Genomic DNA, 12449 nt, shown 5'->3' on the forward strand with positions numbered 1-12449 from the left:
TGAACACGGCTCGGCTGCTTCTTGGCCTGCCGCGCTGAGCTGACCACCGGTTCGGCGCGGCGACCCCTCATGCCCTCGGGCTGAGGGGTCGAGTTGTTTCTGGAGCAGCAGCCACAAGGCACGGAGGAAACGGGCACATGAGCGAGGAGACTCCCGAGCACCGCTACAGCGCGGCGCTGGCAGGGAAGATCGAGCGTCGGTGGCAGGACTACTGGGCCGACAACGGCACCTTCCACGCCCCCAACCCCTCCGGCCCGCTCGCGGAGGGCGAGGTCCCCTCGGACAAGCTGTTCGTACAGGACATGTTCCCCTACCCGTCCGGTGCCGGCCTGCACGTCGGGCACCCGCTGGGCTACATCGGCACCGACGCGTACGGCCGCTATCACCGGATGATCGGCCGTAACGTCCTGCACACGCTGGGTTACGACGCGTTCGGCCTGCCCGCCGAGCAGTACGCCGTGCAGACCGGGACGCACCCCCGGGTCACCACCGAGGCCAACATCAAGAACATGCGCCGCCAGCTGCGTGCGCTGGGCCTGGCGCACGACGACCGCCGCTCGATCGCCACCACCGACCCGGAGTACTACCGCTGGACGCAGTGGATCTTCCTGCAGATCTTCAACTCCTGGTACGACGAGAAGCAGGGCAAGGCCCGGCCGATCATCGAGCTGGAGACCGAGTACGCGCAGGACAAGCGGCGTACGCCGGACGGCCGCAACTGGTGTGAGCTGACCCGCGTCGAGCAGCGCAGGATCATCGACTCGCACCGGCTGGTCTACTTCTCCGAGGCGCCGGTGAACTGGGCGCCCGGCCTGGGCAGCGTCGTGGCCAACGAGGAGGTCACCTCCGACGGCCGCACCGAGCGTGGCAACTTCCCGGTGTTCCGCAGGAACCTGCGGCAGTGGATGATGCGGATCACCGCCTACGCGGACCGCCTGGTCGACGACCTGGACCTGCTGGACTGGCCGGACAAGATCAAGACCATGCAGCGCAACTGGATCGGCCGCTCCATCGGCGCGTCGATCCGGTTCCCCGCCGGCGACGCCGCCGTCGAGGTGTTCACCACCCGGCCGGACACCGTGTTCGGCGCGACCTACCTGGTGCTGGCGCCGGAACACCCGCTGGTCGAGAGCCTGACCGCGCAGCAGTGGCCGGACGGCGTCGCGCAGGCGTGGACCGGTGGCGCGGCCACCCCGGCCGAGGCCGTCGCCGAGTACCGGCTGGCCGCGTCCCGCAAGTCCGACCTGGACCGGCAGGAGAACCGGGACAAGACCGGTGTGTTCACCGGTACATACGCGACCAACCCGGTCAACGGCAAGCCGATCCCGGTGTTCATCGCCGACTACGTGCTGATGGGCTACGGCACCGGCGCCATCATGGCCGTCCCCGGCCAGGACCAGCGTGACTGGGACTTCGCCGAGGTCTTCGGGCTGGAGATCGTCCGCACCGTGCGGCCGACCGAGGGCTTCGACGGCAAGGCGTTCACCGGCGACGGCCCGGCGATCAACTCGGACTTCCTGGACGGCATGGGCGTCGACGACGCCAAGAAGGCCATCACCGCCTGGCTGGAGGAACACGGCCACGGCGAGGGCACCGTCCAGTACAAGCTGCGGGACTGGCTGTTCGCCCGGCAGCGGTACTGGGGTGAGCCGTTCCCCATCGTGTACGACGAGGACGGCCTGCCGGTCCCGCTGCCGGAGAGCATGCTGCCGGTCGAGCTGCCCGACGTCGACGACTACTCGCCCCGCACGTTCGACCCTGAGGACGCCGACTCCGAGCCGTCGCCGCCGCTGTCGCGGGCGACCGACTGGGTCAACGTCACGCTGGACCTGGGCGACGGCCCGAAGCAGTACCGGCGCGACACCAACGTCATGCCGCAGTGGGCGGGGTCGTGCTGGTACCAGCTGCGCTACATCGACCCGACCAACTCCGAGGTGTTCGTCGCCCCGGACAACGAGCGGTACTGGCTGGGGCCGCGTCCCGCCGAGCACGGGCCGGCCGACCCCGGTGGCCTGGACCTGTACGTGGGCGGCCAGGAGCACGCCGTGCTGCACCTGCTGTACGCCCGGTTCTGGCACAAGGTGCTGTACGACCTGGGGCACGTGTCGTCGAAGGAGCCCTACCGCAGGCTGTTCAACCAGGGCTACATCCAGGCGGCCGCCTACCGCGACGCCCGTGGCGTCTACGTGCCCGCCGAGGAGGTGACCGAGGCCGACGGGAAGTTCTTCCACAACGGCGAGGAGGTCACCCAGGAGTTCGGCAAGATGGGCAAGAGCCTGCGCAACGTCGTCACGCCGGACGAAATGTACGACCAGTACGGCGCGGACACGTTCCGGTTCTACGAAATGGCCATGGGGCCGCTGGACGTGTCGCGGCCGTGGGCGACCAAGGACGTCGTCGGCGCGCACCGGTTCCTGCAGCGGTTGTGGCGCCTGCTGATCGACGAGGAGACCGGCGCGCTGCGGGTGTCCGACGCCCAGGCGACCGAGGACGACCGGCGCCAGCTGAACCGTGCCATCGCCGGCGTCCGGGAGGACTACGCGGAGCTGCGGTTCAACACCGCCGGCGCGAAGCTGATCGAGCTGAACAACTACCTGACCAAGGTGTACGGCTCGGCGCAGGCCACGCCGAGGGAACTGGCGGAGCCGCTGGTGCTGATGCTGGCGCCGCTGTGCCCGCACATCGCCGAGGAGCTGTGGCAGCGGCTGGGGCACACCGGCACGCTGGCTTACGGCCCGTTCCCGGCCGCCGACGAGAAGTACCTGGTGGACGAGTCGGTGGAGTACCCGATCCAGGTCAATGGCAAGGTGCGGTCCCGGGTGACCGTGCCCGCCGACGCCGACCAGGACGCCGTCCGCGAGGCCGCGCTGGCCGAGGAGAAGATCGCCGCGCTGCTGGACGGCGGCGACCCGCGCAAGGTGATCGTCGTACCCGGCCGCCTGGTCAACGTCGTCGTCTGAAAGGCGCCAGCATCGGCGCCTCCCGCTCGGTTCGATGGGTGTCGTACAAACCCCATCGAACGGAGTGTGGAGATGTCCCTGGACGGCAAGGTGGCCCTGGTGACCGGCGGCAGCCGCGGGATCGGCGCGGCGGTCGCGCTGCGGCTGGCCGCCGACGGCGCCGACGTCGTGCTGACCTACCAGAACGGCGCGGAGCGGGCGGCGGCCGTCGCCGACCGGATCAAGGAACTCGGCAGGCGGGCGCTGGCCGTGCGGGCCGACAGCGCCGACCCGGCCGCCGTCGAATCCGCCGTCGCTGAGGCGGTGGCCGAGTTCGGCAGGCTCGACGTCGTGGTGAACAACGCCGGTACCGGCGCGGTCGGCCCGATCGGCGACTTCTCGCTGGCCGACGTCGACCGGGTGCTCGACGTCAACGTGCGGGCGCCGTTCCTCATCGCCCGCGCCGCGGCCGCGCACCTGGGTGCCGGTGCCCGCGTGGTGAACATCGGCAGCTGCGTCGCGGACCGGGTTCCCGGGCCGGGCATGACGTTGTACGCGATGAGCAAATCCGCCGTCGACGGGCTGACCAAGGCGCTGGCACGGGAGCTGGGTGAGCGGGGCGTGACCGTCAACGTGGTCCACCCCGGCCCCACCGACACCGACATGAACCCCGCGGACGGGCCGTTCGCGGAGTCGCAGCAGGCACTCACCGCGCTGGGTCGCTACGGCACCCCGGACGAGGTGGCCGCCGCGGTGTCCTACCTGGCAGGCGACGAGGCCCGGTACGTGACCGGCACGGCCCTGTCGGTGGACGGCGGCCACGCGGCCTGAGCTCAGAGCACGTGCGGCCGGCTCCACGAGCGGGCCGACGGGTTACCGGTCACCCACAGTTCCAGCAGGGTCCGCGCCTGCTCCTCGGAGGCGGCGAGCAGCATCTGCCGTTCGCCGTCCTTCGGGGACAGGTCGCGGGCCGTCGCCACGCTGCCCTCACTGCAGCAACGGCACAGCGTCCGTCCGCTGTCGGCGGGCTCGACGGCCAGGCCGAACTCGTCGAACACGTCGGACAGCGCGACGAAGTCCGCCTCCTCACCCCGGATGACGCAGCTCAGCGTCGGGATGGCGGACGGCGTGAACGGCATCAGCTCGTCGAAAACCAGGAACCGGTCCTCGCCGACGACCCGCTCGCCGTTGGGGGCGCCGTCGTGCAGTACCACCTCGCCGAACCGGCGGTCCGGCGAGAACGGAATGCTCAGCACCCGCGCCCGCGCCGGGCACAACCGCTGCGCCCAGACGACCTCCTGACCGCCGGCCGTGGAGACGCGGACACAGGTGACCCCGAAGTCGGCCTGGATCTCGCCGTCGCCGGGCGGCAGGTCGATCCCGTAGCCCGCCCAGGCGTCGCGGGCCACCGGCCAGTCCCGCAGGGCCGTCGCCGCGATACCGAGGTTCCAGAACGCCGGGTCCTCCGTCCCGCGTTCGGTGCGAGCGGCGGCCTCGACGCCCAGCCGCAACGCCCTGGGCCAGTCGTGGAGGAACTTGGCCGCCAGCGCCGCGTCGAACCACCACGCCGGGCTGAACCTGTGGTCGGGGAACCGGGCTAGGAGTTCCTCGTAGGCCGCGACGGACGCGGGCCAGTCCTCGCGTTCCCACGCCTCACGTGCCCGCCGGTACAGCGCCTTGGCTTCGGTCGTCACGGCGCCAAGTATTCCAACACCTTCGGCCCTAGCGGGTCGCGAATCACCTCGGGCATCGTGATGAACACGCCGAGTGACGTCGGGTTTCTGGGGGGCCTCATGTTCCGTCGTGTCCATCCGCTCGCCGCGGCGCTGGCCGCGCTCGCCGTCGTGGTCACCGCCGCACCCGCGACCGCCGCCCAGCCGCGGATCGCCGTCGAGGACGGCCAGACGCAGCCGGTCTTCTCCCGGGCGAACGCCATCGTCGAGTCGGTGTTCGTCGAGGCACCGATCGACTCCGACCGCGACGGCAAGCGGGACCGCATCGCGCTGGACATCATCCGCCCGGCCGAGACCGCGTCCGGCCTGAAGGTGCCGGCCGTCATGCGGGCGAGTCCCTACTACGGGCTCTCCGACGACCAGTTCCGCCAGGTCAGCGCTTCGGGCTACCGGATCCCCAGGGACTTCGCCGACTGGTACGACGACTACTTCGTCCCGCGCGGATACGCCGTCGTCGAGGTGGAGATGCAGGGCACCTCCCGGTCCACCGGCTGCGCCACCACCGGCGGTCCGGAGGACACGGCGAGCGCCAAGGCCGCCGTCGACTGGCTGAACGGCCGGGCACCCGGTTTCACCGCCGACGGTGATCCGGTCACCGCGGACTGGAGCACCGGAAACGTCGGCATGATCGGGGTGTCCTACGAGGGCACGCTGCCCAACGCCGTCGCCGCCGAAGGCGTCGAGGGGCTCAAGACGATCGTGCCGATCGCCGCGATCTCCAGCTGGTACGACTACACCCGCGACTCGGGCATCGGCTACGCCAACGGCTGGGACAACCGCTACCCCGAGTGGCTGGCCCGGTATGTCGGCACCCGCATGCAGAACGCCGTCTGCCGGCCGGTGCTGCGGGAACTGGGCGACCAGGCCGCGGACGACCCGTTCGACCACACGCCCTTCTACGACGTCCGCGACTACCGGCCCAAGGCGGGCAACGTGAAGGCGTCGGTGTTCGTCGTGCACGGCCAGGAGGACTGGAACGTCAAGCCGGCCAACTTCTCCCGCTGGTGGACCGAGCTGGCGAACCACCAGGTGCCGCGCAAGCTGTGGCTGCACAACGGCACCCACATCGACCCGATCTCCGCGCGGCCGCAGGAGTGGCAACGCCAGGTCGGCCGCTGGATGGACCACTGGCTGCACGGCATCGAGAACGGGATCATGGACGAGCCCATGGTCGACCTGGAACGCCCGGACGGCACCTGGGAAACCCACCCCACCTGGCCCGCCCCGGAGGCGAAGCCGACCGACCTGTGGCTCGACTCCAGGTTCGGCGAGGGGACCCTCGGCACCGCGAAGCCCACGCAGTCGTTCGACCGGTTCACCGACGACATCAACCAGTTCGAGAACGCCATGATGGCGGAGCCCGAGCTGCGTAAACCGTTCCGGCTGGCCTACCGCACGGACCCGCTGCGGCAGGACGTCCGCATTTCCGGCACCCCGTCGCTGGAGGTGGAGTTCGCGGCCAACCGCACCAGCACGCCGCTGACGGCGCTGCTCGTCGACTACGGTCCCGGCCCGCGCATGCTGCCGACGCAGCAGGAGCCGATCGACCTGTACCGGTCGTCGTGCACCGAGGCCGACATCGCCAACCGCACCGGATGCGCGGCCCCGCCGGAGAAGGTCGCCGACGACAAGCCGTACGTGCTGGTCACCCGCGGCTCGGTGGACACCAAGCACCGCGACGGGCTGGAGTCGAGCAAGCCGCTGACACCGAACCTGCAGTACACCGTGCGCTGGCCGACTCACCCGAAGGACTACGTCTTCAAAGCGGGGCACCGGATCGGCGTCGTGCTGGTCGCCAACGACCGGGAGTACGTCACCACCGACCCGGCGCGGGCGACGGTGATCGTGTCGCACGGCCCGAGCAGGCTGACGCTGCCCGTGGTCGGCACGTTCACGGGGTGATGGCGAGCCCGATCTCCCTGCCCAGGTCGGCGAGCAGGGCGTCGAACAGGACGTCCGGCTTGGTGACCGGGATCGGGTAGTTGCCGAACACCTCCAGGGTGACGTGACCGTAGAGGCGTGCCCAGAACTGGATCATCAGATACGTCGTGCCCAGGTCCAGCTTGTCGGCGGGGAAGTCGAGGCCGGACTCGGCGAGGCTGGTCAGCAGCTCGCCGCGGTAGGCCGTCAGGTCGTCCCGCAGCTCGGCGGGGACGGTCTCGTCCGGCGGGGTCACGACGTCGTGCGTGGCCAGCACCCGGCCCGCGGTGGCCAGGAACAGCCTGCCGAACGGGTCGTCGACCCGGTTGAGCGTCGCCACGCTGGCCTCGGTCGACCCGACGGCACCGGTCGGCGAGGCGAACACCAGCGTGAACTCCTTGGTGTGGGTCAGCGCCCACCGGCGGAAACCCTTGCACAGCGCGAACAGCTGGATGGCGCCGTCGTCGGGCAGGCCGGCCAGCTCGGCGCTCATCTGCTCACCGAGGTCACGCACGACGTCCAGCCGCAGGTGACCGATGAGGTCGTCGCGGGAGCCGTAGTAGCGGTACAGCGCGGGCGCGGTGATGCCCAGTTCGCGGGCGATCGCGCGCAGCGTCACCGCCTCCGGCCCGCGCTCGACCAACAGTGCCAGCGCGGTCGCGCGGATGTCCTGGTCGGTGGCGGCACGGACCCGGCCACGTCGCGTGGGCCTGCTCATTCCCCGGATTCTAGGAGGTCAGGCGCGATCTCCTCGCGGGGCACGCGTGAGGCGCCGGATGACGTACCCGGCCGGGACGGCGATGGCGAGCCCGACGATCGCGTGCACCACCCACGCGCCGAGCAGGGTCGGCCCTCCCCAGGAGGTGTTCGGGTCGGTGGCCGCGTCCCAGAACAGCGGATACGTCAGCACCCGGAAGGCCAGGAACGCCACGAGCAGGACCAGCGGCAGGGCGAGGATTCGGCGGAACGTGAGCACGCCTCGACGGTAGGTGCGGCGGGGGCCGCGACGGCAGCCGGAAAACCCGCCGCTTCGGTGGGGAAAACCCGGGGCGCCGCCGGCACCGATCACTCGGGGGGCTACGTGATCGGTGCCGGCGACCCGATGCCCTTCCACCGGCGGGGCCGAGGTCGGGCAACGCCGCCGCCCGAGGACGGTGGCGTGTCAGGAGAGGGGCGGCTGGACGACGTTATGACGCCTGGCCGTACAGACACCCCGATCGGGTGAAGCCTGGCAACCACTCGCCTGATTGTCGCATTCGGGAGGCAAGAAGTTACAAAGTTGTTCACATCTGCATAGGCGGGTCCGTTTCGTCTAGCGCCGAACGAGTAACCGGCTGTGTCTGCGAGGCTGGACGGATGAGCGAGTTGCTGGTTGTCGGGTCGGCCAACGTCGACCTCGTGGTGGAGACACAGCGGCGTCCCGGAGCCGGTGAGACCGTGCTCGGCGGCGACACCCGGGTTCTGCCCGGCGGGAAGGGCGCGAACACCGCCGTCGCGGCCGCCAAGCTGGGCGCCGGCACGGCGCTGTACGGGGCGGTCGGCTCCGACGAGTACGGCGAGCTGCTGCTCGACTCGCTGGGCGAGGCCGGCGTCGACACGTCGCTGGTGGAGATGACCTACCGGCCGACGGGGATCGCCTACATCACCGTCACGCCCGACGGGGAGAACTCCATCCTGGTCTCCCCCGGTGCGAACAACACTGTCGAGCCGGACCGGCTCACCGACGCCCTGCCGGGCGCGAAGGTGCTGGTGGCGTCCATGGAGATCCCGCGGGCAACGGTCGAGCGGGCCGTGCTGGACGCCGCGGCGGCGGGAGTGCGGACGATCCTGAACCTGTCCCCGGTCGCCCGGGTCTCCGGTGAGGCCCTCGCCGCGCTGGACATCCTGCTGGTCAACGAGCACGAGGCGAAGTGGCTGCTGGACGGCGGCGACGACCTGACGGCACTGCTCTCGCTCGGCCCGTCGGCCGCGGTCGTGACGCTGGGCGCCCGCGGTGCGCTGGTCGTCGAGTCCACCGGGACGACCGAGCTGGAAGCGCTGCGGGTCGAGGCCGTCGACACGACGGGGGCGGGCGACGCCTTCGCCGGTGCGCTGGCCGCGGGTTTGGCCCGCGAGGTCGGTCTGGTCCAGGCCGCACGGGAGGCGACCTGGGTCTCGGCCTACTCGGTGACCCGCGCCGGGGCGCAGCCGTCCTACCCATGGGCGACAGAACTACGGGAATGGAGCCTCCTCCCGTCGCGTTAGTCCTGGTATGAGCGCCGTCACGGACCACTTCGGCCTGGCCTGGTGGCGTGGCAGGCTGGCATCGCTGGGCGCACTCCTGGCCGTCCGGCCTCCGGAGGAGCTGGCCATCATGCCGCTCGACGCGGCCGTCGCCGCGCTCGGGCATCGGGGGGAGGTGGACCTCGGCCGCCAGGAGGTCCACCTCGCCCACGTTGTCGGCACGCAGGCTCGCGCCGAGGACTTCGACCGCGACTTCCGTCCCCGCAGCAGGCTGCTGCGACACCGCTGGGAAGCGGCCGCCGCCTGCCCGGCGGACCGCCCGGTCGACCTCGTCCGGCTCGGTGACCTGCACTTCGTCGTCGACGGCCATCACCGGGTCTCGGTGGCGAAGTCCAGGGGTTTCCCGACGATCGAGGCGAGGGTCCGGCAGATCCTCACGGTGGCGTTCGGGATGGCGTGCCTGCGGTTGATCCACCTGGCTTCGAAGAACGCCGAGCGGCAGTTCCTGGAACGCGTTCCGCTGCCCGAGGACGTCCGGCCCGGCCTGTGGCTGGACAACCCGGCCGACTGGGCCCGGCTGGCCGACGCGGCCGAGGCGTGGGGTTACCGGCAGGCCCTGGCCGGGCGACGGCTGGACCGGCGGGCGCTGGCCGAGGCCTGGTGGACCGAGGAAGTGCAGCCCCTGGTGCGGGAGCGGCGCGCGGACACCAGGTACGACATCGAGACCTACTGCGAAGCGGTGCTGCCCCGGACCACGCGGTCCGCTATGGTCTAGACCATGTCTGACTCTGCTCTCACCGGTGTGCCGGTCAGCCCGGGGCGCGCCAGCGGCCCCGTCGTCCGCGTGGCCGAGCCGATCGGCGAACCCGCGGGCACTCCGGAGCCGCGGGATCGCGCGGCCGAGGCCGCCCGGATCGGCCCGGCCGCCACGGCGGTCGCGGCCCGGCTGGAGGCCCAGGCCGGCCTGGTCGAGGGCGAGGCGGCGACGATCCTGCTGACCACCGCCGCCATGGCAGGCGACCCGGCACTGGTCGGCAAGGCGGAGGAACTGGTCAACACGCGGGGCCTGCCCGCGGCGAAGGCCGTGTACGACGCCGCGGCCGGATTCGCCGAGGCACTCGCCGCGGCGGGCGGCTACCTCGCCGAGCGGGTGCGGGACGTGCAGGACGTCCGCGACCGGATCGTCGCCGAGCTGCTCGGCCTGGCACCGCCCGGCGTCCCCGAGCTGGCCGGCCCCAGTGTGCTGGTGGCCAGGGACCTGGCCCCGGCCGACACCGCCGGGCTCGACCCGGCCAAGGTGCTCGCCCTGGTGACCGAGGAGGGCGGACCGACCAGCCACACCGCGATCCTGGCGCGGGCACTGGGCATCCCCGCCGTCGTGGCCGTGCGCGGCCTGCTGGCGTCCGACGCCGAGGCACTGCTGGTGGACGGCGGGAACGGCACCGTGGAGCCCGTCGACCCGGCGGCGCCGGTACTGGCCGCCGCGGGCCGTGCCGCCGCCGAGTGGGACGGCGTCGGGCAGACCGCGGACGGGCACCGAGTGAAGGTGCTGGCCAACGTCGGCTCACCGGCCGACGCGCGAGCTGCCGCCGACGCGGGCGCGGAGGGCGTCGGCCTGTTCCGCACCGAGTTCTGCTTCCTCGACGCCGCCACTGAGCCGTCGGTCGAGAACCAGCGTGCCGCGTACGCGGCCGTGCTGGAGCCGTTCCGCGGCAAGCCGGTGGTGGTGCGGACGCTGGACGCGGGTGCCGACAAGCCACTGGCGTTCCTCGCCCCCGACCCCGAGCCGAACCCGGCGCTCGGCGTGCGGGGCCTGCGGGTGGCGTTCGACCGCCCGGACGTGCTGGACCGCCAGCTCGCCGCCATCGCGGGCGCCGCCGCGGACTCCGGCGCCGAGGTGTCGGTGATGGCCCCGATGGTGGCGACCGCGGCCGAGGCCGCCTGGTTCGCCGAGCGGGTCAGGGGGGCGGGAATCGCCAGGGCGGGTGTGATGATCGAGATCCCCGCGGCGGCGTTGTCGGCGCGGGAAATCCTGGCCGAGGTGGACTTCGTGTCCGTCGGCACCAACGACCTCGCCCAGTACACCTTCGCCGCGGACCGCCAGCTGGGCGCCGTCGCGAAGCTGAACGACCCGTGGCAGCCCGCGTTGTTGCGCCTGCTCGCGTTGATCGGTGAGGCCGCGGCCGAGACCGGCAAACCGGCCGGTGTCTGCGGTGAGGCGGCGGCCGACCCCGCGCTGGCCGTGGTCCTCGCGGGCCTTGGCGTGTCCAGCCTGTCGATGAACGCCGCCGCCGTGCGTGCGGTCGGCGCCGCGCTGGCGGCGACCACCCTGCAGGCCGCCCGCGATGCGGCGGCCCAGGCACTCAACCCTTCCACTCCAGCCGCCACGGCCAGCGGACGGTGATGGGCCCGACCTGCATGTAGCGCGGCGTGCGGATGCGGACCGACCCGGCCCGCACCGTGCCGTAGAGCACGAACCGGGGCGTGCCGGACGGGCCGTCGAACTCGGTCTCGTCGTCGAGCGTCCCGGCGGCGACGGTGACCCCGCTCGTCGACATCCCCGCGCTGGCAGGCAGCAGCAGCTCCACCGAACCGGCCAGCACGTGCAGCTCGATCCGCACCTCGGAGTGCCGGATGTCGGCCTCGGTGAAGTCCAGCTCGGTCGAGCCGACCCGGTTGTAGACCGCGATCTCGTGCGGCACCTTCCAGCGGCCCTCGCGCTTGGCCGAGGACATCGTGTTACGTAGTTCCAGCCGTTCCGACCGGGCCGGAACCGTCCCGCGGGGCCCGTGGTGCACGAGTCCGGGAAGGTCGGTCAGCACGGCGTTCAGCTCGCCCCGCGTCCGCGCGGCCAGCGCGCGGTCGGTCCGTTCGGTGAACTCGTCGAGGTTGATCAACCCCTGCCCGACGGCTCTCTCCAGCAGGCCGGTCACGTGCTCCCGCTCCGCGTCCGAGACCCGAAGGTCGCGTTCTCCGTTCACGAGCTCACCCGAAGATGCCCCGCCGCGGGTTGCGCAGCTTCAACGCCCCACCGTGCACCTTGCCGGTCAGCACGAACATCGGCGAACCGGTGGCGCCGGTCGCCCGCTTGTCGTCGATCTCGCCGTACTTGACCTCGGTGATGGCCGAGACGTCCACGCCGGCCTGCTCGGGCACGATCAGCTCAACCGAGCCCCACTTGTTCTGCAGCTCGATGTGCACGACCGGCGAGGTCAGCTGTGCCTCGGTGAAGTCCAGCTTGGTGTGGCCGTACTTGTTCTGCACCAGGACGTGGCTGGGCACGACCCACGGTCCGCTGCGGTTGATCGTCGACATGTGCCCGCGCAGCTCCAGCCGTTCCCCGACGACCGCGCCCGCGTACTGCACAACTTGCGGGGCCGCGTCGCGGTGCACCAGGCCCGGAAGGTCGGTCAGCACGGCGTTCAGCTCGCCCCTGGTCCGCGCGGCCAGCGCGATGTCGGTGCGCTGGGTGAACTCCTCGAGGTCGAGCATGCCCCTGCCGATGGCCTTCTGCAGCAGCCCGACGACGTGCTCCCGCTCGCCGTCGGACACCCGCAGGTTGCGCGGGTCGAATCCCGCGGACTGCTCGATCTCAGCCTCAGCCATACCCACCATGCTAGGTCGCCCATACCCG

At 71.6% G+C, this 12449-nt stretch carries 11 protein-coding genes; 6 read left to right on the top strand and 5 right to left on the bottom strand.

Going from position 1 to position 12449, the window contains the following annotated elements; translation table 11 throughout:
- Positions 1-137: 137 nt before the first annotated feature.
- Together leuS and EWH70_RS03790 are read left to right on the top strand one after the other, a co-directional pair.
- On the top strand, positions 138-2960 hold the full coding sequence (leuS, locus tag EWH70_RS03785) for a leucine--tRNA ligase (protein ID WP_130473821.1): 2823 nt from the start codon (positions 138-140) through the stop codon (positions 2958-2960).
- A gap of 72 nt (positions 2961-3032) precedes the next feature.
- Positions 3033-3770, top strand: coding sequence for an SDR family NAD(P)-dependent oxidoreductase (locus EWH70_RS03790; RefSeq protein ID WP_130473822.1), 738 nt, complete (start codon positions 3033-3035; stop codon positions 3768-3770).
- Between the two features lie 2 nt (positions 3771-3772).
- Here the strand turns inward: EWH70_RS03790 and EWH70_RS03795 are convergent, their stop codons facing one another.
- Positions 3773-4633 carry a tetratricopeptide repeat protein gene (locus EWH70_RS03795; protein WP_130473823.1) on the bottom strand — a complete coding sequence of 287 codons (861 nt, stop codon included), beginning with the start codon at positions 4631-4633 and terminating at the stop codon, positions 3773-3775.
- 99 nt (positions 4634-4732) lie between these two features.
- On the opposite strand from EWH70_RS03795, the gene EWH70_RS03800 reads away from it, so the two are divergent.
- Positions 4733-6574: a Xaa-Pro dipeptidyl-peptidase gene (locus tag EWH70_RS03800; RefSeq protein WP_165436139.1), complete on the top strand. Its 1842-nt coding sequence runs from the start codon at positions 4733-4735 to the stop codon at positions 6572-6574.
- Here the strand turns inward: EWH70_RS03800 and EWH70_RS03805 are convergent.
- Together EWH70_RS03805 and EWH70_RS03810 are read right to left on the bottom strand one after the other, a co-directional pair.
- Complete coding sequence (locus EWH70_RS03805; RefSeq protein WP_130473825.1) at positions 6564-7310, bottom strand: TetR/AcrR family transcriptional regulator; 747 nt, start codon at positions 7308-7310, stop codon at positions 6564-6566. The genes EWH70_RS03800 and EWH70_RS03805 overlap by 11 nt on opposite strands.
- An 18-nt stretch (positions 7311-7328) precedes the next feature.
- A complete protein-coding gene (locus EWH70_RS03810; protein ID WP_130473826.1) occupies positions 7329-7568 on the bottom strand; it encodes a hypothetical protein in 240 nt (79 codons plus the stop codon).
- Positions 7569-7948: 380 nt separating this feature from the next.
- Between EWH70_RS03810 and EWH70_RS03815 the strand changes: the two genes are divergently transcribed.
- The 3 genes from EWH70_RS03815 to ptsP are packed head-to-tail and all read left to right on the top strand — an operon-like array spanning position 7949 to position 11219.
- Complete coding sequence (locus EWH70_RS03815) at positions 7949-8836, top strand: ribokinase (RefSeq protein WP_130473827.1); 888 nt, start codon at positions 7949-7951, stop codon at positions 8834-8836.
- 7 nt (positions 8837-8843) lie between these two features.
- The gene (locus EWH70_RS03820) at positions 8844-9590 is read left to right on the top strand and encodes a hypothetical protein (protein ID WP_130473828.1); all 747 of its coding nucleotides are present in this window, start codon (positions 8844-8846) and stop codon (positions 9588-9590) included.
- A 3-nt stretch (positions 9591-9593) separates the two neighbouring features.
- Positions 9594-11219, top strand: a complete 1626-nt coding sequence (ptsP, locus tag EWH70_RS03825) for a phosphoenolpyruvate--protein phosphotransferase (RefSeq protein ID WP_130473829.1) — start codon at positions 9594-9596, stop codon at positions 11217-11219.
- Here ptsP and EWH70_RS03830 read toward each other — a convergent pair.
- Together EWH70_RS03830 and EWH70_RS03835 are read right to left on the bottom strand one after the other, a co-directional pair.
- Positions 11179-11796 (bottom strand): DUF1707 SHOCT-like domain-containing protein, encoded by a 618-nt coding sequence (locus tag EWH70_RS03830; RefSeq protein ID WP_130473830.1) that lies wholly within the window; start codon positions 11794-11796, stop codon positions 11179-11181. The two genes, ptsP and EWH70_RS03830, sit on opposite strands and share 41 nt — an antisense overlap.
- 4 nt (positions 11797-11800) lie before the next feature.
- Complete coding sequence (locus EWH70_RS03835; protein WP_130473831.1) at positions 11801-12430, bottom strand: DUF1707 SHOCT-like domain-containing protein; 630 nt, start codon at positions 12428-12430, stop codon at positions 11801-11803.
- Between the last annotated feature and the right edge of the window lie 19 nt (positions 12431-12449).

Origin of the sequence: Amycolatopsis suaedae (genome assembly GCF_004214935.1) — a bacterium.
Taxonomy (GTDB): Bacteria; Actinomycetota; Actinomycetes; order Mycobacteriales; family Pseudonocardiaceae; genus Amycolatopsis; species Amycolatopsis suaedae.